The 23,927-nt window shown below is 42.0% G+C and carries 23 protein-coding genes, 1 tRNA gene and 1 pseudogene; 22 read left to right on the forward strand and 3 right to left on the reverse strand.

Annotation, left to right across the window (positions count from 1 at the left end):
• The first annotated feature begins 2 nt into the window (after positions 1-2).
• From BACHE_RS08935 to BACHE_RS08975, 9 genes are all read left to right on the forward strand, one after another.
• Positions 3-2,306, forward strand: coding sequence for an ATP-binding protein (locus tag BACHE_RS08935; protein ID WP_013547371.1), 2,304 nt, complete (start codon positions 3-5; stop codon positions 2,304-2,306).
• 2 nt (positions 2,307-2,308) lie between these two features.
• Positions 2,309-2,941: a hypothetical protein gene (locus tag BACHE_RS08940; RefSeq protein ID WP_013547372.1), complete on the forward strand. Its 633-nt coding sequence runs from the start codon at positions 2,309-2,311 to the stop codon at positions 2,939-2,941.
• Positions 2,942-2,944: 3 nt separating this feature from the next.
• A complete protein-coding gene (locus tag BACHE_RS08945) occupies positions 2,945-3,529 on the forward strand; it encodes an HNH endonuclease signature motif containing protein (protein ID WP_013547373.1) in 585 nt (194 codons plus the stop codon).
• 3 nt (positions 3,530-3,532) lie between these two features.
• Positions 3,533-5,302: an HsdM family class I SAM-dependent methyltransferase gene (locus BACHE_RS08950; RefSeq protein WP_013547374.1), complete on the forward strand. Its 1,770-nt coding sequence runs from the start codon at positions 3,533-3,535 to the stop codon at positions 5,300-5,302.
• A gap of 626 nt (positions 5,303-5,928) precedes the next feature.
• Entirely contained in the window at positions 5,929-6,297 is a 369-nt protein-coding gene (locus BACHE_RS08955; RefSeq protein ID WP_187289262.1) for a hypothetical protein, read from the forward strand.
• A gap of 60 nt (positions 6,298-6,357) precedes the next feature.
• Entirely contained in the window at positions 6,358-6,765 is a 408-nt protein-coding gene (locus tag BACHE_RS08960; RefSeq protein WP_013547375.1) for a hypothetical protein, read from the forward strand.
• Between the two features lie 42 nt (positions 6,766-6,807).
• Entirely contained in the window at positions 6,808-7,056 is a 249-nt protein-coding gene (locus tag BACHE_RS08965) for a hypothetical protein (RefSeq protein ID WP_013547376.1), read from the forward strand.
• Positions 7,049-7,267 (forward strand): hypothetical protein, encoded by a 219-nt coding sequence (locus BACHE_RS08970; protein WP_041579293.1) that lies wholly within the window; start codon positions 7,049-7,051, stop codon positions 7,265-7,267. The genes BACHE_RS08965 and BACHE_RS08970 overlap by 8 nt, the downstream gene beginning before the upstream one ends.
• Entirely contained in the window at positions 7,264-7,509 is a 246-nt protein-coding gene (locus tag BACHE_RS08975; RefSeq protein ID WP_013547377.1) for a hypothetical protein, read from the forward strand. The genes BACHE_RS08970 and BACHE_RS08975 overlap by 4 nt, the downstream gene beginning before the upstream one ends.
• A 927-nt stretch (positions 7,510-8,436) precedes the next feature.
• On the opposite strand, the gene BACHE_RS08985 is transcribed toward BACHE_RS08975, so the two are convergent.
• Positions 8,437-9,141 carry a NigD1/NigD2 family lipoprotein gene (locus BACHE_RS08985; RefSeq protein ID WP_041579772.1) on the reverse strand — a complete coding sequence of 235 codons (705 nt, stop codon included), beginning with the start codon at positions 9,139-9,141 and terminating at the stop codon, positions 8,437-8,439.
• Positions 9,142-9,311: 170 nt separating this feature from the next.
• On the opposite strand from BACHE_RS08985, the gene BACHE_RS08990 reads away from it, so the two are divergent.
• Both BACHE_RS08990 and BACHE_RS08995 read left to right on the forward strand, forming a co-directional pair.
• A complete protein-coding gene (locus BACHE_RS08990) occupies positions 9,312-9,860 on the forward strand; it encodes an RNA polymerase sigma factor (protein ID WP_013547379.1) in 549 nt (182 codons plus the stop codon).
• Between the two features lie 12 nt (positions 9,861-9,872).
• Entirely contained in the window at positions 9,873-11,144 is a 1,272-nt protein-coding gene (locus tag BACHE_RS08995; RefSeq protein ID WP_013547380.1) for a porin family protein, read from the forward strand.
• 86 nt (positions 11,145-11,230) lie between these two features.
• Here the strand turns inward: BACHE_RS08995 and pflA are convergent, their stop codons facing one another.
• Both pflA and pflB read right to left on the reverse strand, forming a co-directional pair.
• A complete protein-coding gene (gene pflA / locus BACHE_RS09000; protein ID WP_013547381.1) occupies positions 11,231-11,956 on the reverse strand; it encodes a pyruvate formate-lyase-activating protein in 726 nt (241 codons plus the stop codon).
• A 113-nt stretch (positions 11,957-12,069) separates the two neighbouring features.
• On the reverse strand, positions 12,070-14,298 hold the full coding sequence (gene pflB / locus BACHE_RS09005; RefSeq protein ID WP_041579295.1) for a formate C-acetyltransferase: 2,229 nt from the start codon (positions 14,296-14,298) through the stop codon (positions 12,070-12,072).
• Between the two features lie 273 nt (positions 14,299-14,571).
• Between pflB and BACHE_RS09010 the strand changes: the two genes are divergently transcribed.
• The 11 genes and pseudogenes from BACHE_RS09010 to BACHE_RS16665 all read left to right on the forward strand — a co-directional run bounded on the left by BACHE_RS09010 (position 14,572) and on the right by BACHE_RS16665 (position 23,920).
• A tRNA-Ser gene (locus BACHE_RS09010) sits at positions 14,572-14,656 on the forward strand.
• A gap of 59 nt (positions 14,657-14,715) precedes the next feature.
• Positions 14,716-14,907 (forward strand): Arm DNA-binding domain-containing protein, encoded by a 192-nt coding sequence (locus tag BACHE_RS17785; RefSeq protein ID WP_041579296.1) that lies wholly within the window; start codon positions 14,716-14,718, stop codon positions 14,905-14,907.
• A pseudogene (locus BACHE_RS18070) lies at positions 14,888-15,004 on the forward strand (site-specific integrase); the annotation flags it as partial. The gene BACHE_RS17785 and the pseudogene BACHE_RS18070, both read left to right, overlap by 20 nt.
• A gap of 866 nt (positions 15,005-15,870) precedes the next feature.
• Positions 15,871-16,902: a DUF3575 domain-containing protein gene (locus tag BACHE_RS09020; protein WP_013547384.1), complete on the forward strand. Its 1,032-nt coding sequence runs from the start codon at positions 15,871-15,873 to the stop codon at positions 16,900-16,902.
• 14 nt (positions 16,903-16,916) lie between these two features.
• Positions 16,917-17,882, forward strand: a complete 966-nt coding sequence (locus BACHE_RS09025) for a FimB/Mfa2 family fimbrial subunit (protein WP_013547385.1) — start codon at positions 16,917-16,919, stop codon at positions 17,880-17,882.
• 89 nt (positions 17,883-17,971) lie between these two features.
• Positions 17,972-18,898: a fimbrillin family protein gene (locus tag BACHE_RS09030; protein WP_013547386.1), complete on the forward strand. Its 927-nt coding sequence runs from the start codon at positions 17,972-17,974 to the stop codon at positions 18,896-18,898.
• A 45-nt stretch (positions 18,899-18,943) separates the two neighbouring features.
• Positions 18,944-19,843 (forward strand): fimbrillin family protein, encoded by a 900-nt coding sequence (locus tag BACHE_RS09035; RefSeq protein ID WP_013547387.1) that lies wholly within the window; start codon positions 18,944-18,946, stop codon positions 19,841-19,843.
• Between the two features lie 224 nt (positions 19,844-20,067).
• The gene (locus BACHE_RS09040) at positions 20,068-20,532 is read left to right on the forward strand and encodes an HU family DNA-binding protein (protein ID WP_013547388.1); all 465 of its coding nucleotides are present in this window, start codon (positions 20,068-20,070) and stop codon (positions 20,530-20,532) included.
• A gap of 188 nt (positions 20,533-20,720) precedes the next feature.
• On the forward strand, positions 20,721-21,278 hold the full coding sequence (locus tag BACHE_RS09045; RefSeq protein WP_013547389.1) for a protease inhibitor I42 family protein: 558 nt from the start codon (positions 20,721-20,723) through the stop codon (positions 21,276-21,278).
• 137 nt (positions 21,279-21,415) lie between these two features.
• Positions 21,416-22,870 (forward strand): fimbrillin family protein, encoded by a 1,455-nt coding sequence (locus tag BACHE_RS09050; RefSeq protein ID WP_013547390.1) that lies wholly within the window; start codon positions 21,416-21,418, stop codon positions 22,868-22,870.
• Positions 22,871-23,272: 402 nt separating this feature from the next.
• Complete coding sequence (locus BACHE_RS16665; protein ID WP_013547392.1) at positions 23,273-23,920, forward strand: RteC domain-containing protein; 648 nt, start codon at positions 23,273-23,275, stop codon at positions 23,918-23,920.
• The last annotated feature ends 7 nt before the right edge of the window (positions 23,921-23,927 follow it).

Genomic DNA, 23,927 nt, shown 5'->3' on the forward strand with positions numbered 1-23,927 from the left:
CAATGAAAATTCCATTTGCAATATCAGCAAGAACAGCACATCTTATTGGCATGGAGAACTTTGCCAATGCAGAAGGGGCTATTGTAGAACTGGTAAAAAATGCTTATGATGCGGACGCAGATATTTGCGTGGTAGTGGCAGATGTCCGAGAAAATAAGGCTGAATCCAAACTGTTCATAATTGATAATGGTTCAGGAATGACTGATGAAATCATCATCAAGCATTGGATGACGATTGGTACGGATGATAAACTTCTCAATACCCGTTCTTCAAATAAAAAGCGTGTAAAAAGTGGAGCAAAAGGTATTGGCCGATTTGCCTTGAACAGATTAGGGACTTCTGCAGAGATGTTGTCTTTTGTTAGTAGTGAGTTTGGCAAAGGTTATGTATGGAGTGTTGATTGGAAAAAGTTTGACAAAGCGCGTGTGCTTTCGGATGTAGAAGCAAATTTAGAAGAAATTACTGCAGACTATTTGGTAGATAGGCTTAATGAATATGGCATTGACAAATTGCCGATATATGACAAATTAGTATCTGAAAATTTTCACGGAACAATTCTTTGTATATCCCATCTGAATGACGATTGGAATGACGATGCGCTGAATGGATTGTTAAAGAATCTTGAGATGCTCATTCCTGCTGAATTGCAGACATCTTTTGGATTATATCTGTACAAAATGCATGACTTGCAGTGGAGTGGAAAGGTCAATCCAATGGAGTATGAGGATTATGACTATAAAATTTCTGCTCAGTATGAAGGAGGACGCGAAATACAGATAAAAATTGAGAGGAATGAATTGAATTTGTCTAAACTTGAAACACTTTACAGCAAAGTATTTCTACGAGATGCGATGAAAGCTGCACCGTTTCGTTTGGAGGATTTCCGGAAAAGAGAAGTCTCTCAAACTATTCAAATAAACAAAAAGGTTGATGCCGATTTGCTAGAACAGGTCGGAAAATTTGGATTTACGTTCTTTTTTCTAAAAAACACATTAAAGGATGATCGAGACAAGGATGGAAATCAAAAATATCCATACAATTTATTTGACGAATCAGCCCGTACTCATTGGCTTGACAGGTTTGGCGGTGTGCGTATCTATCGCGATGAATTCCGTGTCCGTCCGTACGGAGAGAATGGGGATGACTGGTTAGGTTTAGGTCGCAGGCAGGCAAAGAGTCCTGGCGGTGCCGGTCAGAAAATGGGTGGCTATAGAATCCGTCCAAATCAGATTGCTGGTATCGTCAAGATTTCGAGATTGACTAATGCGGCTTTTGAGGATAAGTCAAGTCGAGAAGGCATTCAGGAAAACGAGGCTTTCGCTTTGTTCAAAAACCTATTATTGCAGATAATCTCGGTTTTTGAACTTGACCGCAATACCGTCATGTACAATCTGTCGAAATTGTACAAAGGAGAACATCCACAGACAACACGGGCAAAGGAGATTGCATATAAAGCTCTTGATTCTAAGGCAGAAAATCTGTCTAAAGAAGCAGAAGATTTAAAGGTTCTTGCTGCAGACTATAAATCTTTGGAAACAGAACTCAATGACAAGGAGGTTGAACTCTCAATGCTTCGCGGACTGGCGAGTATGGGAATATCTTCTGCAACATTTACTCATGAGCTCCGAAGCGTGATGATTCGCCTTTTACCGAGAAACGAGTTACTTAAGAATATTCTTCTGCAATATCTACCAGAAAAACAGTTTGAAGGAATGCGATTTGACAATCCTTATCAGGAGTTAAGAAACATGAAAGAAGAAGACGAGAGGCTTTATAATTGGCTTCTTTATTCTTTAAATTCAATACGTCGAAGTAAAAGGGATTGGGTAGATATTGACTTGTCGAACTACCTTACTTTGTTTATCGAATCCTGGAGACCTATTCTATTAAGAAAATTGATACATATAGACCTCCAAATAACAAACATGGATGGCATATTACTCAAAGGATTCGAAATGGATTTGGATAGTATATTCAACAATTTTGTAACAAATTCCATATCCGCATTCCTCACTTCAAATGAAAAGAAAAAAAAGATTTCAGTAAGTGTGAGTAATGACCATGGATATGCTGTAATAGACTTTGTTGATAATGGTATTGGGCTTTCTCAAGAATATAGGAATAATCCTGATGTTATTTTTAATGCTTTTGAGACATCTACAGTGGATAATCAGAACAATAAGATTGGTACTGGCATGGGATTGTTTATCGTGAAAGGCATTATCAGCAAATATCCAGATGCTATGATTGCATTGCTGCCTGTGGAGACAGGGTTTGGAATAAGAACAATATTTAAAATCAAATGATTATGAGTGATAAAATTAGATTAGTCTATTTAGATGAAGAAGAAAGTTGGCAATCACAAGCCCATTCTGTACTGAAGAATGACTTTCAACTTCACATTCCACAATATATGCCTCATAATATAGAGGACATTTGGCGGGATGTATGCGAATTCGATGCTCAGGCTGTATTAATTGATTATCGCTTGAATGATACCGGCAATGTATCGTATACTGGCGATGACGTTATACGTGAACTTCATCGGCACAATAAACATCTACCAATGTTTATTATAACATCGTATGAGGACAATGCACTGATAGAGTGTAAAGAAGCCCAAATTATCCGTGGTAAAGAATTGTTTACCGACGCAAAGCAATACGAAAAGCTAAAAAGCATCATTACGGCAAATGTAAATAACTATAACAGCCGTAAAGCATCGGCTGAAAATATGGTCAAAAAGTTCCAAGATAAAGTTTCCAAGGGGGAGAACTTGACAAATGAAGAGTCGGCAACTAAATTTGAGGCTGAACTTTACTTGTCCGAGTTGGATTTGGACAATAGCGTTCGCTCTGATTTGATTACAAGCAAATCAAATGATACATTGGAGGAATTGCTGAAAGTTGCACAAAGCATTGTTGATTTGCACAAGAAGTAGGCTATGACAGATTTCAGAAAAACAACCCCCGCTCGTCGGACATCAGTGCCGGTATATAAGACTTATAACGAATACAAGTCATTGTTGTGCGAAGATTTTCATCAACGCTGCGGTTATTGCGGAGATCATGAATTCTTTAGGGACACTTATTACGAAGTTGACCACTTTGTTCCCAAGAAGCATCTTGTAAATATATCTCCCACAGAGTATTCTAATTTGATCTATTCATGCCGTTCTTGCAATAATTCTAAACGCGCAAAGTGGCCGACGAAGGATGAGAATATCCATAATGATGGAAAGCAAGGCTTCATAGATCCTTGTGATGCTGCTTATGCAGAGCAATTTGAAAGACTGGCAGATGGATCTATTCATTCAACAACTGATCTTGGTGATTGGATGTGGTCTGCACTTAACTTCGGAAATCCTGTCCATCGTGTGAAGTGGAGGTTGGAAGAAGTCAAGATTCTGCTCAAAGAGCTAGATGAAGTGAGCATTGATTCGCTAGAGGAACTGAAAACTAAAGACGAACTGAACAGATTATACCGCGAGTTAGAAGAACAGTTTAGGGGAAAACCAAACTTTGCCTAATCAATGAACTCTCAAATCTTTGCATATCTCAAACGAAAACAACTTACAGATACACGAACAGTAAATCGCCTGTTCGTGTCTTCTTTTGTGTTGCTTAGTGATTTGAAAATTGAGAATAATTATGTCATTAAGAGTTTACTCATAGACAAAGAAGATGAAGATTTTGACTTGTTGCAGGAGTTTGTGTCAAAGATTCATCATTTCCATCCTGCACCGATGACAATAGAAGACATGATTAGCCTTTTCGAATTTGTCATTTCGCCGGCCGATCGCATAGTGACTGGAGCCGTCTATACACCTAAATACGTAAGGGAGAACATCATTGAAACTTGCTTAAACACAATACCCAATGAACATATACAACATATTCGTGTGGCAGATATTGCTTGTGGTTGTGGTGGTTTCTTGATGGATGTTGCATTATTTTTGCACAACAACACAGGGAGGGCATTTTATGACATCTACCAAAAATCAGTATATGGGATTGATATCCAAGAGTATTCTGTGGAAAGAACAAAAATTCTACTTTCACTTTTGGCTTTGCTTCATGGAGAAGACTTGGACTTTGATTTCAATGTTCTTCAAGCAAATACATTAGATTTTAACACTGCAGAATGGAACCAGGATTACAAACATTTTGATGTTATTGTCGGCAATCCACCGTATGTCTGTTCGCGCAATGTAGATGCTACCACAAAGGAAAAGATGTTGCAATATGAAGTTTGTCTGTCAGGACATCCCGATTTGTATATTCCTTTTTTCCAAATAGCAACTGAAATGCTGAATGACGGTGGAAGATTGGGATTCATCACAATGAATAGCTTTATTCGTTCGGTTAATGGCAGAGCTGTGCGGAATTATTTTTCTCGTGGCATTCATGATATTTCAATATTGGATTTTCGTGGCTATCAGGTTTTCCAAAAGAAAAGTACATATACATGTCTTTTCTTCCTCACAAAGAATCAAGCGTCAGATACACTACATTACGCCGTTAATGAGAATGGAGATTTAAACGCAATGCTAGAATTTACTAATATCTTATATAACCAACTTGATAACAAAAAAGGATGGAGTCTCAATGATTTTGAAGCAGTACGCCAAATAGAGTCTGCTGGAATTCCTATTGGCGAATATTGTCAGTCCCGTCACGGTATAGCAACACTCAGCAACAAGACTTACATATTCAAGCCTGTCGCGGAGGATGACAACTATTATTATCTGGAATCTAAAGATAAACGCTTCCCTATAGAAAAGGCAATATGCAGAAATGTCGTCAACTCCAACAAACTCAACTCAAAAGTTTCTTTTGAAAGCATTATCGAGAAACTGATTTTTCCGTACTACATCAACGAAGGGCGAGCCACAATTATTGAGGAGTCAGTTATGAAGACCACTTTCCCTTATACTTATGCTTACCTCTCTTCCCAGCGCAAGCAACTCGCTGAGCGTGACAAAGGCAAGACAGACAAGTATCCCACATGGTATGCATACGGCAGAACTCAGTCGCTCATAATGCCAAGATATAAATTATTCTTCCCGAAGTTCGCAAACAAACCTCTTCATTGTGTTTTGAGAGACGATGCAGACCTGATGCTATACAATGGCGTTGCATTTGTTAGCGACGACCTTGAAAAACTGCAAGTCCTGAAAAGCATTCTTGATAGTAATGTCTTTTGGAACTATCTTGTCAAGAACGCAAAACCATACTCAACGGGATATTATTCGCTTAGTGGAGTTGATATTAAGAATTTTGGTATGCCCACTATAAAATAGAAGAAAGGAAAATGTGTCATAGAATAAAAAGCTCTAATAGGCTTCTATAACCAATCTATTGTAGGGATATTCAGTAAATGTTCCTCCTCAATAATTAGCAGCATGTGGAAATGACTATTTTTTCATTTCACATGCTATTTCCATTATCCTTTTCTTCCTTAGATATTCCAAATAACTCTGTATTGTCATGACGTTTCAAGAGCACTCCATAGGCGTTTCTATTTTAGATTATAGCTTCATGTCACGTAGCTTTATCCTGTCTGTTTCTGATTTTCTCTGTCATCAATATACAACTTAGATAAGACCAAGCAAGATGTAGAGGATTTTCTGTTAGTGTGTTGTATCACACGTGACATGTTTGCTAAAGCAGAAGCTCACTCACAAAAGACAGTCATTGAAATTGCAAAGCTTGCATAGGAAAAAGGTGCTATTGTTATTCCTGCACATATTGACGAGTTCAATGGTTTAGAATATTGCGCAAGTTCTGCTTCTGTAAAAGAGTTTTTAAATTTGCCATTTATTCATGCTGTACAGTTGTACATCAAGAACTGCTTGATCCTTCGCTGAAAGTGAAGGAAAATCAAGATATTGTAGATGCAATAAACGCTTACTATAACAATCCCCCTGTGGCAATAGGTGCAGATAGCATAAAAGCAGCATACGATGGTATGACAGTGGCAAAAGTGACTAACAAGAAACTACTCACATTCTCTGATAATCCAGATGCAGTAAATCCAGCTAAACATGGTCTGGCTGGCATAGGCAAGCGTTATACATGGATAAAGATGGATGGAAAACCTACTTTCGAAAGCTTATGCCGAGCACTCATGATGCCGGAACGCACAGTTCATTGTTTCAAGAGCCTTCTATCTCAATACAAATTGCCCTCATTGTGGATACATAAGATTACAATTCAGAATACTTCACTCACAAAGAATGACTTTGTGTTCAGTATGGACTTTAATCCACAACTGACCACCATTATAGGAGGTTGAGGTAGTGGAAAATCAAGTATTTTACGTTTTATACGTGCCGTATTTGAAAAAGAGGATGATTTGAAAGAACTGTCTGATATTTCAGAAGATCACAGAGAGTTTTTCAAACTTATTGATGCTGATGGATGTGATGTGTTGACCAAGTATACACGAATAGAGGTTTACTTCGTACGTGATGAACTGGAGTATAGGATTGTTTATGTCTATTCTAATAATCCACATATCATTGTAGAACGTCTAAATGTAAAGACGAATGAATACGAACAAGTGAATGGCGAAGGATTTATTGATTTTTTTCGATTTGAGCAATATTCTCAGAAACAGATATTTTCTATAGCACAGAAACCAACTTCACTGCGTAATCGTATAGATAATGTTATGCCAGAAGTTGGAGAAATTATAGTAGCGTGTAGCCAGTTACGTGAAGATTATCAAAGTCTAATGGCTAATAAACGTGCTCTGCAGTAAGCTATACAAACGAAAGGTAAGTTAAATACCGAGATAAAAGACTTGGAAAGTAAAATACAGCTTTTAAAACAAAGTGGTATTTCTGATGTAATATCAAAACAACAAAATTTTATTCGTCAGAAGCATCTGTTGCAATTGTATCTTGAAACTGTAAATGATACTATTGGGGATATGCAATCTATCTTGCCTACATTTAATGATTTTCAACCATTCGATGTGAGTCCCCTTGAAGAGATTTATCAAGACGAAATTAATGCTTTACTGGGAGTTTTGACAGAGTCGATTGTGTAGAGGGAAAATATTTGGCGCAAAGGTTGTTGAACTTAATACTCTATTACATAAGGCAACTGAGAACTTGAAAGAAACTTCTTTGTTCTTCAATGCAGAAACTAGTGAGCAATTATTTGTTCAGAAAAAGAAAGAACTTGAAGATAAAGGCGTTACGGATATATCTAATATTGAAAAATTCACAAAACAAATAGCGAAAAAAATGAAGAATTGAATAAGATTGCTCAAAAAGAAGCAAAATTGCAGTCAATAGATGAACGTATCGGTATCACATTTAAGAAATTTGCAGAAAAGCGAACTAAGCTAACGGATATGCGTGATGAGTTTATTAATGCACGTATTAACTCTGACAAGATAAAGCCATATGCTGATCAAATTGATTTTGAGCAGAAGTTTCGTCGGATTATTCAAAAACTGGAAGTTATGAGAAAGGAATGGAAACGGTTCTTGGTGTAGTTTATTCTAGTAGAGATATACTAGCTGGACTGAGAGATCTCAAGAAAACGATGTATGATATACATTACAATGTTTATACAGGAGATGCGTATGATGGACATTTTACTCGAATGATTCAAGAACTCAATTCAACCCAAATGGATAGGATAGACTTACTATATCCTGAAGATGAGATTGAGATGAAGTATAAAATCGTGATGGTAATTTCAAACCTTTAGCTGTAGCATCAGCGGGATAAAAGACTACTGCTATCTTGACATTCATTCTTTCGTTTGGTGATAATCCACTCATTCTTGACCAACCAGAGGATGATCTTGATAATAGGCTTGTTTATGACCTTATCGTTGATAGAATCCGACAGATAAAGGAGTCGAGGCTAGTAGTTATAGTAACCCATAATGCCAACATAACAGTGAATGGTGATGCCGAATATGTGATTTCTATGTCATCAGATACTCACAATCTAAAAATACAGGCACAAGGTACGGTTGAAAAAATGAGGTTAAAAATGAAATTTGCGAAGTTATGGAAGGGGGGGCTTTAAAACAAGAGCAAAAAGATATGAATCATTAGATAGAAAGTAATGCTGATGAGGTGATTGAACTTTAAATTTTATATGTAGATTATGAAAAAATGAGGGGGAGTTTGTCGTTTCTAAAAATATTTCTACCTTTGTATAGTAATGTTGTATGAATTGACATCATAAGGACATTTTGTGACTGAATCAGACAAACTTCGGTTACTAAAACATTACTAAGAGAAAAATTGACATTATTATAACCTTGTAAATAAGGAACTTGGAGAGAAAAGGTTCATAACCCTGTCTCTCCGCAGGACTGATTATAGTCCGTTAAATGGATAAGTCCTACAAACTCAACGTTTGTAGGACTTTTTTTCCTTAAGCTGGCTTCTGCTTCTATATGTTTTTTATTTTTTCTGAAAATCGAGGGTTATATACTTCTCACCGTCATATAGGCTCTTGACGTGAATTCTCAATCCTTTTTTATCTTTTAATAAATCTGCTATATTATCCAGTTTAAAAGAAACAAGTCCGGTTCCTAACGCTATCGGATTATCATCATAGGCATTATGCCGGAATTCAAGATTGACATAGTCTGATTGGGGCTTTTCACTGGCGGAGCTTTCATTTATGACTAAATTCAGCAGATGCTTTTTGGCTTGGTTGTTACTGTTATAAATCTGGAACTTAATATTGATATAATTTCCTGTAATCCATATTGGCTCAATAATATTGATACGATCACTACCTATACTGTCTATTTTGTCGGCAGTCATGAAATAGATATCTTTGGTAAGAATATTCTCTATGTGTTTTATTTGGGCATTATATTCATATCCTTCTTTATTCTCATTTAGCTTGTCGAAATAGACAAAAGCACGTTGCCCGTCGATTATAGTATAATTATGGAGGGCGGTAGTATCTCCAGGATAAAGTCTGCTGCCTTCATCCAATGCAAAATAATAATCGTTCCCCTTAATTAGTTTTAGAGTGCCTGTCGCAAATAAAGAGGGATATTGGTTATCCCAATCATTGTCCAAACATGATTGCAACATAAAAGTATTAAGGAGTAGGAGAATGGATGTGATGAGTGTAATGCTCGGTTTCTTCATAAAATAGGTCATTTTTCTTTTTTTATCTAATTCTGTTTAAAAAATACATTTATGCATTATATACTGCATAGTAAAGTGTTAAAGAAGTAAAAGAGTGTCTTTCATCTCTGTTTGATGCAGTATTTTTGCACTAATTGCATTTAGAAGATAAACACGTGTTAAAAGGAAGAATGGAAGAACAGGAACTGGCAGAACGTTGCAGGTTAGGAGATAATCTTGCTCGCAAAGAACTGTATGAGCACTATGCAGGACGTATGCTTAGCGTATGCCTTCGTTATGCCGGAGACAGGGAGACTGCGCAGGATTTAATGCACGATGGTTTCCTGAAGCTTTTTAACTCTTTTGATAAATTTACATGGTGGGGAAAAGGGTCCTTGCGTGCATGGATGGAGCGTGTAATGGTGAATACGGTATTGCAGTATTTACGGAAGAATGATGTTATGCGCCAGTCGGCAGCATTGGACAATATGCCTGAAACGTATGAAGAGCCGGATGCTTCAACAATGGATGTTATTCCCAAAAGGGTATTGATGCAATTTATCTGTGAATTGCCTGTCGGTTACCGCACTGTATTTAACTTATATGTTTTAGAAGATAAGACTCATAAAGAGATAGCTCAGATATTGGGTATTAATGAAAAATCATCCGCTTCACAATTAGTACGTGCTAAAGCGGCTTTAGCTACAAAAGTGCGCGAATGGATGAAAAAAAATATGTAAACGAAAGAATATATGGAAGATGAACTGTGGATAAAAAAGATAAAGGAACAGTTGGAAGATTATTCCGAACCGATGCCTTCTTTCGGTTGGAAGCGGTTGGAGAAGGAATTGTCTGCTTCTGATTCTCCGGTTATAGATGGGCGGCGGGCTATCTCTTTCCGTCGTTGGGCAGCGGTTGCGGCCGCTTCACTGTTGATAGCTGTGTCGTCCGTCAGTTTATGGTTATTACAAAGTTCGGTAGGCGATGAAGTGCGGCATACCAATGTGCCTGCTTTGGCTGTGGTTCCGGATGTTCTGCCCGAACAGCCGGCTTCTTCGGGACACGCTGGCGTAGCAGAGCCTTTTTATAAGCCCCATGGTAACTCTGCGGCAGTTGGCATTTCGGGGCGTTCATTGGTTGCACAGCAAGTAGGGACTTCTGGCCGCAAGGAATTGAAAGGTGCTGCTTTGGAAGAAGATGTTACTGATATCTGTCAAGTAGCAGAGCCTGTCGTTTCGCATAAGGAAAATATTGATACTAAGAAAGTTAATGAGAGTGAAAAGACACAAACCGGGCAGCGTTGGCCATCAGGAAAAGATAAATTGCAGCTTCCCATAGAACGTGAATCTGATAGCCGATCAAGAGGATGGTCTGTGGGGATGGGAGTAGGTAATGCCGGTGGACTTGTCAATGGTGTAAATCAGCACGGTTCTGCATTTAATTCCGGTAAACTTGATTTGATGGCTACGGCTGACGGTATTGTTGCCATTCCTGAGGGGCAGGAGGTATTCTTTAAGGATGGTCTTCCTTATTTGAAAAAACAGGTAAGGAGCATAGAATCTATAAATCATAAACAGCCCTTGAGTTTTGGCCTTTCTTTACGAAAGAATCTGAAAAAGAGCTTTTCTTTGGAAACAGGATTGACTTATACTTATCTTGCTTCGGATGTGAAGTTTGACGACAGTCTGGAGAAAGTTGGACAGAAATTGCATTATATCGGTATTCCCGTACGCGTTAACTGGAATTTTGTAGAAAAGAATCCTTTTACGATGTATGTCTCTGCCGGAGGTGCTGTTGAGAAGTGTGTGTATGGTAAGATTGGGAGTGATAATGCAACAGTAAAGCCTTTGCAGTTTTCAGTGATGGGTGCTGTGGGAGTACAATATAATGTGAACAATAGAGTCGGATTGTATATGGAACCTGGAGTGTCTTATTTCTTTGATGACGGTTCTGATGTGCAGACGATACGTAAGGAGAATCCGTGTAATTTTACATTGCAGGCTGGAATACGTCTGACATATTAAGTTTTCTACTCAATTGCTGTCTGATAAAACGGATGTGTCGCTCTTCTTGATTTGATGTTTTTTCTTTAAAATCGGATTTAACTTCTTTAGTTAATCACTATATTGGGAAAATACTCTCTGAATAGTCTTTCTGCCCGAACCAATTGGTCGGGTGTATTCTCTTTTACCTCTTTCAACTGGTATTCCCATCCCATGGCCTCGTACTTATGTACGCCTAAGCGGTGGTATGGGAGAATTTCTACGCGTTCGATGTTCTTATATTTTCCTAAACTTTCACCAAGACTTCGGATATCTTCTTCTGAATCGCTATATCCGGGAACCAGTACGTAGCGTAACCAAAATGGTTGCTCATGCTTTTCAAGCCAAAAGGCCGTGCGCAATGTTTGCTCGTTACTACGTCCTGTCAATGTGCGATGGCGTTCCAGATTGAATTGCTTGATGTCGAGTAGTACCAGATCGGTCAAACTGAATAGCTCTTCTATTTTCTCATTCCAAATGCCACCGTTACTATCTAAACAGATGTGAATACCGTTTTTTTTCAGGTCTTTGAGAAGAGGAATTAAAGCTTCTGCCTGTAAAGTAGGTTCTCCGCCTGAAAAGGTTATTCCCCCTTTCTTGCCGAAAAAGGCTTTCTGGCTGATTGCCATTTGCAGGATTTCTTCAGACGAGGTGGGAGTACCGCCTTTTATCTCTATTGTATCTGGATTGGCGCAATAAAGACAGCGGAAGGGACAACCTTGGAGGAAAACGACAAGTCGCAATCCCGGACCATCAAAAGTACCCATACTTTCATAAGAATGAACATTAATCATAATTGTATAACAGAGTAAAAAAACACAGATTACACGATCTGCTGCGGAGTTATTGTTTAATCCGCAAGAACCGCATAATCCGTGCCTGAAAATTATATTTGAAATTGAATATATTACATTCTTTCGTGGAAAGAACGACTGATAACTTCCAACTGATGTTCACGGCTCAGTTTCACAAAGTTCACGGCGTAACCGGAAACACGGATAGTGAGCTGAGGATACTTTTCGGGATGTTCCATGGCATCTTCCAGCATTTCGCGGTTCAGTACGTTTACATTCAAGTGGTGTGCACCTTTGGTGAAATAACCGTCCATCATTGTCACTAAGTTTTCTACACGCTCTTCCGGTGTAGGGCCTAATGATTTGGGAATAACGGAGAATGTATTGCTGATACCATCTTGGGAATCTCGATAACGCAATTTGGCAACGGAACTCAAAGAGGCGATAGCACCGTTTTTGTCGCGGCCATGCATCGGATTGGCTCCGGGAGCAAAAGCAACTCCTTTGGCGCGTCCGTCAGGGGTAGCACCGGTCTTTTTGCCGTACATTACGTTAGAGGTAATGGTCAGAAGTGAAAGGGTAGGACGGGCGTTCTTGTAAACCGGCAGTTTCTTCAATTCTTCACTGAAATAATAAACCAGATCTACACCAAGATGGTCCACTCGGTCATCATTGTTGCCAAAACAGGGGAAAGTTCCCTCAATATCAAAGCCTTCTGTCAAACCTATCTCATTGCGGCGTGCAACCACTTTGGCATTCTTGATGGCAGACAATGAATCCACTGCAATAGAGAGACCGGCAACGCCATACGCCAGATTGATGCGGGGATCGGTATCTATGAAGGCCATTTGAGCCTTTTCATAATAATACTTGTCGTGCATATAATGGATGATGTTCATTGCCTCATTGTAAACACGGGCTATTTCGGTCAGAACTTTCTTGTAATTGGACATTACTTCCTCAAAGTTCAGGGTGTCACTGGTCAGTACAGGAATACCTTTTACCATTACAGTTCCGGTGTTTTCGCAACGTCCGCCGTTAATGGCGAGCAATAATGCTTTGGCAAGGTTGGCGCGCGCACCGAAGAACTGAATTTGTTTGCCGATGGCTTGGTAAGATACACAGCAGGCAATGCCATAATCGTCGCAATTACGTACTTCGCGCATCAGATTATCGTTTTCATATTGGATAGAACTTGTATCAACTGAAACTTGTGCACAGAATTCTTTGAAACCTTCCGGCAGTTCAGGACTCCATAGTACAGTCATGTTTGGCTCCGGAGAAGGACCGAGGTTGTATAAAGTCTGAAGGAAACGGAAAGAGGTCTTGGTTACTTTTACACGTCCATCGTTGAAACGTCCGCCTATGGATTCTGTAACCCAAGTCGGGTCGCCGGCAAAGATATCATTGTAAGACTGCATGCGCAAGTGACGAACCATACGAAGCTTGATGACAAATTGGTCAACTAATTCCTGTGCAAAGGTCTCATCTATATTTCCATGAGCCAAGTCATATTCAATATAGATATCAAGGAAAGAGGATACATTGCCCAATGACATAGCTGCACCATCCTGTTCTTTGACCGCAGCGAGATATGCCATGTACACCCATTGTACGGCTTCTTGCGCTGTTGTAGCCGGATGGCTGAGATCAAGGCCATAATATTCGCCCATGGTTTTGATATCCTTTAAAGCTTTGATCTGTTCGGCTACTTCCTCGCGTAACCGGATACGGGATTCGGTCATTGGTCCTGTGAGATTGTGCAGATCTTCTATCTTGGCTTCAACCAGACGGTCTATACCGTAAAGGGCCAAACGTCGATAATCACCGATGATGCGTCCACGTGCATAGTTGTCGGGTAATCCGGTAAGGAAACCTAATGAACGAAATGAACGGATTTCCTCAGTATATACATCGAACACACCGTCGTTATGTGTTTTGCGATAATGAGTAAAAATATCTTTTACCCTATCATCTACTTCAACACCATTCTCACGACACGCCTTAGCTACTACATTGATGCCACCAAATGGCTTGATGGAACGCTTCAGCAGTTCGTCTGTCTGCAAACCGACGATAAGTTCGTTTTCTTTATCAATATAACCTGCTTTATGTGAGGTAATTGTGGATATAGTAACATTATCTAATGCACGTACACCATTATTATTTCTTTCTTCTTCGAGTGACTTCAGACAAAGATTCCAAATATGCTTAGTACGTTCGGTAGGCCCTTGTAAGAAAGAGGCATCCCCAATATAGGGGGTAATGTTTCTACTAATGAAATCACTAACATTGATTTCTTTACTCCAAAGCCCGTCAATAAAGGTTTTGTTCAATTCCATAAAATTCATTTTGTTAAGTGGGTTATCTAATTATAATCCTTTAGAGAGTGCAAAATTACGGGATTATTTCCTTAATTGTATAGTGTATATATGCCTTTTTGTGTTGTACGGCATAAAATAACTATTATTAGGTAGTGATTCTGATGTACTTTCACATTTCAGGCATTCTTTTTCTGTTTTTGTAATTAAAATAAGTCATTCTATTTGCAAATAAAAAAAAAGTTATACCTTTGCACCGCTTTAATAGAAAAGGCTTCTTGAAAAAGAAGTTTTGGAGAGGTGGCAGAGTGGTCGATTGCGGCGGTCTTGAAAACCGTTGTGCTGCAAGGCACCCGGGGTTCGAATCCCTGTCTCTCCGCTGAACTAACCGGACAAAACCGGGCAGCAAGCAGGCAAGTCCCACAAATTCAATGATTTGTGGGACTTTTTTTATCCCCTTGTGTCTGCCTTAAAGTACACCTTTTCGCCCGCATCACAGTGGACGGTGTGGCAAGCCGTTTTAACACCAAGCTGGACGTGTTGCCATCTATTTGGGACGGTAAAATGGGCAAGGCTACCGGACGTACTTCAGAAGCCGGCCGCATAAACCGTATCAGATCTATCCATTAAGCAGATTACTTCGATGTTCATTACCGATTTTGGGTTGTATTTGCGTACAGCCTGCAAATGCGGTTATAACACCACCGCCAAGTTCATGCAGTTTTATTAAGTTTTCTTATTAATAGAATTTCAATAGATTGCAAAAGAATATTGCTTGATAGGTAACGATTTAGAAACGAGCGAACTTTACTACTTCGCTTTGTTCTGCTCTATCATTTCCCCATATAATATAAAGATAGAGACCAAGACTGGGGTTGGGACGCATTTGCTCCGTACCAACTCCGTAGCAAATTCCTTTCTTGCGAAGAATTATTATAGGATATTTGCACCCGAAGATTATTCAAAAAGAGTAAATCGGAGGCGTAATCGAAAAGCTTGTAAAAGAGTAGAGTAAACGAAAAAGAAGAATTAAAAGGGATTGGATGGATTGATTTTGGATAAAATATCAGTCAGACATGGCATTTTTCGATAAAATGGAAAGAAAATAAAGATTAAAAACAAAATAGTTGGGAATTTGTTCGTCAGAAAGGCGGATTTTTTGCTATTTTTGGCGAACGTATAGTTTAACTATTAAATTAAGAATAAATGGACGGTTACGATTTATCATATAGCACATTAGATTATCTGGCAGTTTGTCAGTATCTATTTTGCGCTATTATCGCAACATTTATTCTTAAAGATTTGGCGGTCTCGGTTTTTTGTGTAAACACACACACACACACACACACACACACACACACACAAGCCAGACCTATATATAAGAAACGCACACACGCGCCAATATACAGATGTTTTGCTTTCTGCAAGCATCTTCCGCATTTTATTTCCGCTTCTTCTGACTTCCCATTTATCGACAAAAAATATTCCGTAATAAGGCTAACTTCTTACGGACACAACAATATGCCTCCGTATCCTCATTCAAGGTTGACGGTTGCAGACATCCTTTATATCCAATAAAATCATATGTATAACATGAAAAATATAAAACGAATTTTTACAGCCATTGCGGCACTGATGCTGCTCCTTCCATCCTATTCGCAGGAGAAAGCGGACAGCGTGTATGAGTTTCGCTTCGTATCAGGTAATAACCGGTTCTTTTCGCCTTACAAGGATAATGAAATGGAATTGGCTCGACTGATGAAGTGCATAGAGCTTCACAAAGAGTCTATCACGCAGGAAAAAATCCATGTGGATGGTTACTGCAACTCACTATCTACCACACAGGCAAGACTGAATACTGCCAAAATACGTTCCAGCCGGGTAAAATCTTATATGATTACCAATGCCGGACTCACTGAAGATTGCTTCATCACCAAGAATCACACCGACAAGGGCGATTTTGTGACGGTGCGTCTGTTTATTCCGGCTGCCGTTGCCGTTGAAGTGGAAGAAGACGAGCCGGAAATCAAAGAGGAAAAAATCGTTGAACAACCTGTTGTTGCAACGCCCAAAGAAGAAACCACGCAAGCCCCAACTAACCAAATCGAAGAAACACCCATTCAAACAGTCGATAAGACCACCTCACAGAGTTTTTTACTTCGTGCCAACCTGCTTCGTTGGGCTACACTTACGCCCGACCTCGGTATAGAATGGCGGTTTGCAAACAAGTGGAGCGTTGCAGTAGATGGCTCTTGGACTTCGTGGAGCTGGGACAATAAGAACCGTCGCTATGCCCTTTGGGAAGTATCGCCCGAAGTGCGTTACTACTTCGCTCAAAATAATAAATTCTATCTCGGTGCACAATACAAAATTGGTCAATTCAACTATAAGTTGTCCGACACAGGGAAGCAGGGCGATTTGCAAGGTGGAGGCATTACAGTGGGCTGCAAGTTGCCACTCGGTAAATCGTTTGCGTTGGATTTCAATGTAGGAGCAGGTTGTCTGCACGCCGACTATGAGACCTATCATGTAACAGACGGCGTGCGTGTGAAAGACGGCGATTGCACCAAGAATGTATGGGGCGTTACCGATTTAGGAATTACCCTCGTATGGAATCTTAAATAAGGAGGAACAGAAGAATGAAAATGAAGAATTATTCCAAGATAGTAACAGGTCTTTTCCTATGCTCCACGTTGATGTTGGGCAGTTGCGTAAAAGACACCTTATATAACACCCCGCATCCCGACAAGGGTGCGGTGCAGATTACCACCGACTGGACGGGACGATCCTCGGATGCCGTGCTGCCGGAAAGCTATATCCTGCGCATCGGCAGCGTGGAGCCTGCCACAAGAAGCACGGGCGGCGAGGAACAGACGGTAAACAGCGAGACCAACGCTTTCAAGTCGCTGCTCGTGCCGGGCACGCAAAGCCTGTTAGTCTATCACCAAGCCGACGGCATCACCATCAGCGGGACTACTGCCACAGTGAACACATTGGAAGACGGAACATTGAACCCCATGCCGGGCTTTCTGTTCTCGGCAGCCAAAGAGCTGGACGTACCGAAGGATGACACGCTGAAAGTGACCGTGCCCATGATGCAGCACATCCGCACATTGGCATTAACGCTGAAGCTGAACAACGGCGACGAGCAGCGCATAGCCGGAACCACCGCCACGCTGACGGGCATTGCCCCGTCTGTGGATTTGATTACGGGAAACGTGGCAGCAACGGAAGGAAAGGCGGTTGTTCCCGTATTCACATTGGGGACTGCCGCCTACGGAAAGGCACGTGCAGGGACTTCGGCATCGCCGTCTGCCGCCTGCAAAGCAACCCGCGCTACGGGAAATCCGGTATTGGCCGCTTCGCTGCGACTGCTCGGCGTGATGACGGGTGAAAAACAGGAATTGAGCATCACCGTGGCATTGACTAACGGCACGGTGCAGACCATCAAGACCGACCTCACCGAAGCCCTGAAGAACTTCGGTAGCGGAGAGATAGAGCCGTTGACATTGGATGCCACGCTGACGCTGCCCGCCGAAGCGGGAATCAGTGCCATCATCGGCAACTGGAACACGGTGAACAACGGAGACATTACTGTTAATTGATAGTTGATAGGTGATAGTTGATAGTTAGAAATCAAATAATAAAGGATAGAAATCAAATAACAAAGAGTAGAAACCAAATAATAAAAGATATGAGAAGGAATAGACAGAACATCTTTATGGCAGCCGCCCTCTTGCTGTTGGCAGGTTGCGGCAACGACAATGAGACCGCAACACCGGACGGTAGCGACCGTGTGGCATTGCAAGTAACCAGCGGCATCCAATCGCGTGCCATCGGTAGCGATTGGCAAGCAGGTGACGGCATCGGCATCTATATGTTGAAAACCGGAACGAGTACCATCACCGAAGCGGCTGAAAACCGCCTCTACACCACAGCCGTTGACGGTAGCAACGGTGGTTTCACTGCCACTGCCGACCAAACCATCTACTTCCCTGTGGACGGCTCGGATGTGGATTTCATCGCCTACTATCCGCAGCAGACACTAACCGACGGAAGTATGACAATCGATGTAAGCAGTCAGGAGAGCTTGCCCAAAATAGACTTAATGACAGCCAAAGTGCAGAGCGCAGATTCTAAGAAGTACAACAAGAGCCAGCCAAATGTAGCTTTCAATTTCTCTCACAAGCTGACAAAGATAGAACTGAATATTACAAACGGAACGGGACTTACTCCTTCCGACCTTGCAGAGCTGACAGTGGAAATCACCAAGCAGTGCACCGCAGCCACCTATACTCCGCTGACAGAGACTTTGGCACTCACAACCGGGGACAAGAAAGATGTGACCTTGAACACCGCCGCCGACGGCACGGCCGCCGAAGCCATCCTGCTGCCCAACAGCGACGAGTTCAACCCAAGTACCGACCGTGAACTGGTCTTCACGTTGGATAAAACGGGTGAGAAGTTCCGCTGGACTATTTCCGGCGAAAAAGACTTCATAGCCGGAGACCGTAACATCTACAACATCACCATCAACCGCAGTGGTCTTGAAGTGACCGCTACCATCGAGAACTGGAATCTCGGCAACGGCGAAAAAGGTGAAAACGGCAGTGCCGAATAATACTACCAAATAATATTTTCCCTAATTTTTAAATGTAAAAAGACAATGAAAGCAAAATTTATGATGATGATGGCTGCTGCCGCAACGGTGCTGGCAGCGTGCAGCAACGACAATGAGACAGACAACTGGGCGGGCGAAATCCGCCTGAGCAGTGGAGTGTCTGTGCAGACACGTGCATACACACCCACAGCACCCGACACGCAGATAGCAGCAGATGAGCTAATCGGCATCTATGTATCTGGAGTGGACGGTGAACCCATTACTACTTACGGTTACTCCAATGTTTCCGCCAAAGCCGACGGCAGCGGCAATTTCGGCACTTATAGCGCCACCATGTACTATCCGCAAAGCGGCAAGGACGTGAAAATCAAAGCCTACCATCCTTATAACGATGGAGCAGATGATACATACGATTTTACTGTAGAAGCAGACCAATCGGTAGATGCTAATTACTATAAATCCGACCTGCTTTATTCCGGAGAAACTACCATTGCACGTAGCAAAACAGCACATTCCCTGACCTTTACACATAAGCTCGCCAAGATTTTTTGTACATTGACAGCAGGTGATGGAGTATCTACCGTAGGTGGAGCCACCATAGAAGTGTTAAGTGCAGAGAAAGCTGCGAATTTCAACAGAAAGACGGGTGATGTAAACACTGCCGCGACATCTACTAAAGGCGATGTGAAATTGGGAACATACGGTGCCATCATCGCTCCGCAAGAAATTGCCAATAGTACGCAACTTCTTAAGATAACACTCTCTGCGGATGCCGGAAGCGGTGTATTCTACTATACAACGAAAGCAAAAACCACGTTTGATAGCGGCAACATCTATCAATATGAAATCACGGTAACCGCCACCGGGCTGACGGTCACATCCACAATTACACCGTGGCAAGGCATTGAAGGCGACCCCACCACAGGAACGGCTGAAATGCAATAATAAAAGTAAACAATCCACTCTTCCCCGAAAAGCCAGCTACCGAGGCATTGTCAAGGTAGCTACCTCGACCACCACTTGGTAGCTACCTCGATACCCTAAAGGTAGCTACCTCGGCAAGCCGAAGGTAGAAACCCCTCCACAGCCCCTTGTAGCGGCCTTCGGGGAGAAGAGACGGACTAATTAAAATAATCAACAAATCTAAAGACAAAGAAAGGAAACACATCATGCCATTCTGGAAAAAAGCATTCAGCAAAAGAACCGAAGTTTACTATCCCCAAGCCATCGTGCAGGGCAAACCCGTAGAAACGGAAACCATCGCCAAAGACCTGGCGAAGATTTCCACAGTGAGTAACAGTGACGTGCAAGCCGTACTGGGCGACATCTCCGGCGTGATGCACACCCGCATGATGCAAGGCAAGAGCGTCCACATCAAGGGCTTGGGCTACTTCCGCTACGTGCTCGACACGAAAGGCGTGGCGAAGCTCGAAGACTTCAATTTCGACAAACAGGTGCAGGCCGTGCGCGTGCAGTTCGTGCCCGAACGCGCCAAGCTGAGTAACGGCACTTACACCCGCGCCCTCGTGGACAGCGACCAGTTGGAGTGGATAGAACTCTCGCCCGACACCAAAGACCAAGACCCCGCACAAGGCGGCAGTGACGGCGACGAGAACGAGAACCCGTTAGGATAAAGCAGCATCAAGTGAAATCCTCTGTTGCCATTCTGCACAGCAGAAACGGCAATGGATGAAAATATATTTGAACCGTTACGGTTTTCGGAAGCCGAACCTTCCGAAAACTCTCTCTTAATCAAAGTCGGGTGGTGAAAGCCCGGTCATTAGAACATTACAGATTTTATATTCTTAAAACACGTATTGTTATGATTAGAAAAGCATTCAAGGTAGGTGATACCATCACCATCAAGCGTACCTCACACGCAGGTACAGGTTATCGTTACGCTCTGGTTCGCCTGAGCGGAGGAGTCGCCCTGCTGGACGAGAGTGTGGAAACTGCTGACGTGAACCAACCCGGCGGAATGACCGTGCAGTCCTTCACTTTCCAGTTCCTGAATCCGGGACAGGCGGAAATACAGTTCGCCTACTATCGTGACACAAAGGAAGTGCTTTATGAGGACGTGTTCCCCTACACCGTAGTGACTGCGGAAGAAGCAGCCGCCGATGCCCTCAAAGTGGGTGGATGGGGCGAATACGAACCGCTGACGGACGAAGAGAAGTCCATCTTCCAAACTTGCATGACGCTGAAAGGTGTGGATTACACCCCGATGCTGGTGGCCAAGCAATTGGTAGCAGGATACAACTACCGCTACTTCTGTATGACAAAGAGCGTCACCCGCGAACCGAAGTTCGGCTTCGCCAAAGTGACTATTTATGCACCGCTGAAGGGCGAGCCCGTATTGGAGAGTATTGTGGAATATTGATTCCGATAAAGAAAGAGAACAGCCATCGCCGGGCACATCACAGTGCGTAAGCCCGGAGCGAGCAACCCTAAAAGGTAGCACACGGGCAGCTTCGCCGCTGCCGGTGGCACGAAAGAAACAATAAAAGCAGAACAGTTATGAAAATAGAACGATTATTCATCTATTGCCTGTTGGCAGGCACATCCCTCTTCGCTTCGTGCAGCAGCGAAGACACGACGGACAACCTCGTGGAAGTCTTGCCCGAAGGCATGTATCCGCTGACATTTATCGCCACCAAAGACGATGGAGCGACAAATACTCGCGCCGCAGGTAAAGATGCTTGGAGTGTAAATGATGAAATTGGCGCAAGAATAGGTACCGGGACAAAAGGCACATATAGAATAAAGTCCACGGATGGTAAGCAAATGGAAAATATCGAGCCTGTTTATTGGCTGAATACCTCCCCGACTACCGTTACGGCTTGGTATCCGAAAGATTCAAAAAACAATGTGTCCCTAAACAATCAATCGGGAGGATTTGCTGATATTGACTTTCTAAAAGCGGAAGCCAAGAATTGTTCCTATCTTACCTCCGCAACGCTGGACTTCAAACACCTTTTGGCAAAGGTTAAAATAAAATTGAAAACGACAAATAGCATAACCAATCTGGAAGATGCCCAAGTCAGCCTTTGGGGGAACACTATGTGCAATTACAGCGAAGGAGTCATTACCGGCAATGGAACAAACAGTTATCTTCCAACTTACAAAGAAGGAAATGGAGAAGATGCTACCTACGAAGCCTTGCTTGTACCGCAACAGATAAATGAAACCAAATTTGTCCGTATTCTCCTTAAGAATGAAAAAGAATATTATTATACTACCACAGTAACGCTAACCGCAGGAAATCTGCATGTCTATGAGATAACGGTAAACGAAGGACCTGTTGTTGTTGATTTAGCAAAAATAACCGGAGATACCTATACTGCCAAATGGGATTGCACCATTAATGGAGATGCGAATACCCAATTGGCTAAAAATATTGTTATCAAAGAAGGAGTAACTGTCACTATAAATAATGTAAACATAAAGCCTAATGGAACCAACCATGCTATTTCTGGAGAAGGTAATGCTATTTTAGTTCTGGCAGGAGAGAATACTGTGGAGGGTAATGGAGACTACATGGCAGGCGTACATGCAGCAACATGTATCACTATTAAAGGCAGTGGAAAGTTGACGGCTACTGGGGGAACCGCTGCTCCTGGCATCGGAGGTGGATACTATGCTAAGTGTGGAGATATTATCATAGAAAGCGGTACTATCATTGCCAATTCAGGTACTTGGGGTGGGTATCCTAGTGCCGGAATAGGAGGTATGTGTGGAAATATTACGATTTTGGGAGGCAATATCACTGCTAAAGCAATAACGGTAGCTCCTGGCATCGGTAGTGGGTATGGCTCAACTTGTGGAAATATTAATATTCAGGGAGGCACTATCACTGCTATAAAGGGAGGCAACAATGGTCCGTACACCCAAGAAGTGTCAATTGGGGCAGGTGTCGGAGGAAGATGTGGCACAATTGAAATTGATGCTAAAGCTGATGTGACGCTGAAATAAATACTGTTTTTATCAAAATTGGAATATAATGCTCATTAAATAGACAACTAATAGAAAAAAACAATAAAAAATTAGGAATAACAATATGCTGGAGAACTATTTTTCACAATTATACCAATCATCCTCAGGAGATTGTAGGCAAACAACTCCTCCCGATGGCTTCAATTTTCCATTGCCTTCTTCGGGTATTACTGGAGGAATTAACATTAAAGAAGTGAAAACGATTATAATGGAGCAGAATTCGATATATCCACCTACTTATAATGCAGTTTTTTTACCCGTCCCGGCAGATTTGTAATCTGCCAGTCATGGGTATCAGGGTTTGTACCCCGATAGATGGGAAACCAAACAGGGCAAAGTCCTTTGAGATATAAATGAAGAAAATAATAACAATAATAAGCAATGGGAATATTCAGTAAGAAACCGAGATACGCACTATCAGAAATACTGAAAGGACTGCAACAAGCTGTCAGCAGTGCCACAAGTATGCTCCAAGCTCAGCAGATGGATAACCTTTCCCATTTCTGGACGAAAGACGGCAGGCTTGTCACTAAAAGAGTGCAGATTGGAGGCCGTGAACTCGAAGTGCCCATAATGACGCTGGTTTCCCATAATAACTTGGTGATGGATGACTTGGAGTTCAGTACGGGCTATGACCACCTTGTGGCCCGCATCCTCGCAATGGAGATGCTGTACGCCTTTCTGTCGATGAGACGCGCGTGCCTGCTAAACAGCGATAACGGGTTGTCCCCCGAACTGCTGAAGGTCAAAGGTTCCTACAAGTGGACGGGGAGCGCCATCGAGCTGATGGAGATTGTGTACGGGCTGGATGAAATGAAAAGCATCAACAACGGCGAACCCCCGATACATGAATTGGCCGCCTTTGTAGGGATGCTGCTGGACATCGACATCCGGGATTGTTACAGCACCTACACGGATATGAAACGACGCAAGAACGAGAGCCGCACGTATTTTCTGGACAAGATGCGGGAACGGCTGAACAAGCGGATGCAGCAGGATGATGAGAAGGAACGGGGGCGGAAGAGATAACATCCAA

The sequence above is a fragment of the Bacteroides helcogenes P 36-108 genome (assembly GCF_000186225.1).
GTDB classification, from domain to species: Bacteria; Bacteroidota; Bacteroidia; order Bacteroidales; family Bacteroidaceae; genus Bacteroides; species Bacteroides helcogenes.

Excerpts from the sequence above, each read along its gene's own strand:
- BACHE_RS08935 (WP_013547371.1), top strand. The coding sequence starts at position 3 with ATGAAAATTCCATTTGCAATATCAGCAAGAACAGCACATCTTATTGGC.
- BACHE_RS08940 (WP_013547372.1), top strand. The coding sequence starts at position 2,309 with ATGAGTGATAAAATTAGATTAGTCTATTTAGATGAAGAAGAAAGTTGG.
- BACHE_RS08945 (WP_013547373.1), top strand. The coding sequence starts at position 2,945 with ATGACAGATTTCAGAAAAACAACCCCCGCTCGTCGGACATCAGTGCCG.
- BACHE_RS08950 (WP_013547374.1), top strand. The coding sequence starts at position 3,533 with ATGAACTCTCAAATCTTTGCATATCTCAAACGAAAACAACTTACAGAT.
- BACHE_RS08985 (WP_041579772.1), bottom strand. The coding sequence starts at position 9,141 with ATGAAGAAACCGAGCATTACACTCATCACATCCATTCTCCTACTCCTT.
- BACHE_RS08990 (WP_013547379.1), top strand. The coding sequence starts at position 9,312 with ATGGAAGAACAGGAACTGGCAGAACGTTGCAGGTTAGGAGATAATCTT.
- BACHE_RS08995 (WP_013547380.1), top strand. The coding sequence starts at position 9,873 with ATGGAAGATGAACTGTGGATAAAAAAGATAAAGGAACAGTTGGAAGAT.
- pflA (WP_013547381.1), bottom strand. The coding sequence starts at position 11,956 with ATGATTAATGTTCATTCTTATGAAAGTATGGGTACTTTTGATGGTCCG.
- pflB (WP_041579295.1), bottom strand. The coding sequence starts at position 14,298 with ATGGAATTGAACAAAACCTTTATTGACGGGCTTTGGAGTAAAGAAATC.
- BACHE_RS09020 (WP_013547384.1), top strand. The coding sequence starts at position 15,871 with ATGAAAAATATAAAACGAATTTTTACAGCCATTGCGGCACTGATGCTG.
- BACHE_RS09025 (WP_013547385.1), top strand. The coding sequence starts at position 16,917 with ATGAAAATGAAGAATTATTCCAAGATAGTAACAGGTCTTTTCCTATGC.
- BACHE_RS09030 (WP_013547386.1), top strand. The coding sequence starts at position 17,972 with ATGAGAAGGAATAGACAGAACATCTTTATGGCAGCCGCCCTCTTGCTG.
- BACHE_RS09035 (WP_013547387.1), top strand. The coding sequence starts at position 18,944 with ATGAAAGCAAAATTTATGATGATGATGGCTGCTGCCGCAACGGTGCTG.
- BACHE_RS09040 (WP_013547388.1), top strand. The coding sequence starts at position 20,068 with ATGCCATTCTGGAAAAAAGCATTCAGCAAAAGAACCGAAGTTTACTAT.
- BACHE_RS09045 (WP_013547389.1), top strand. The coding sequence starts at position 20,721 with ATGATTAGAAAAGCATTCAAGGTAGGTGATACCATCACCATCAAGCGT.
- BACHE_RS09050 (WP_013547390.1), top strand. The coding sequence starts at position 21,416 with ATGAAAATAGAACGATTATTCATCTATTGCCTGTTGGCAGGCACATCC.
- BACHE_RS16665 (WP_013547392.1), top strand. The coding sequence starts at position 23,273 with ATGGGAATATTCAGTAAGAAACCGAGATACGCACTATCAGAAATACTG.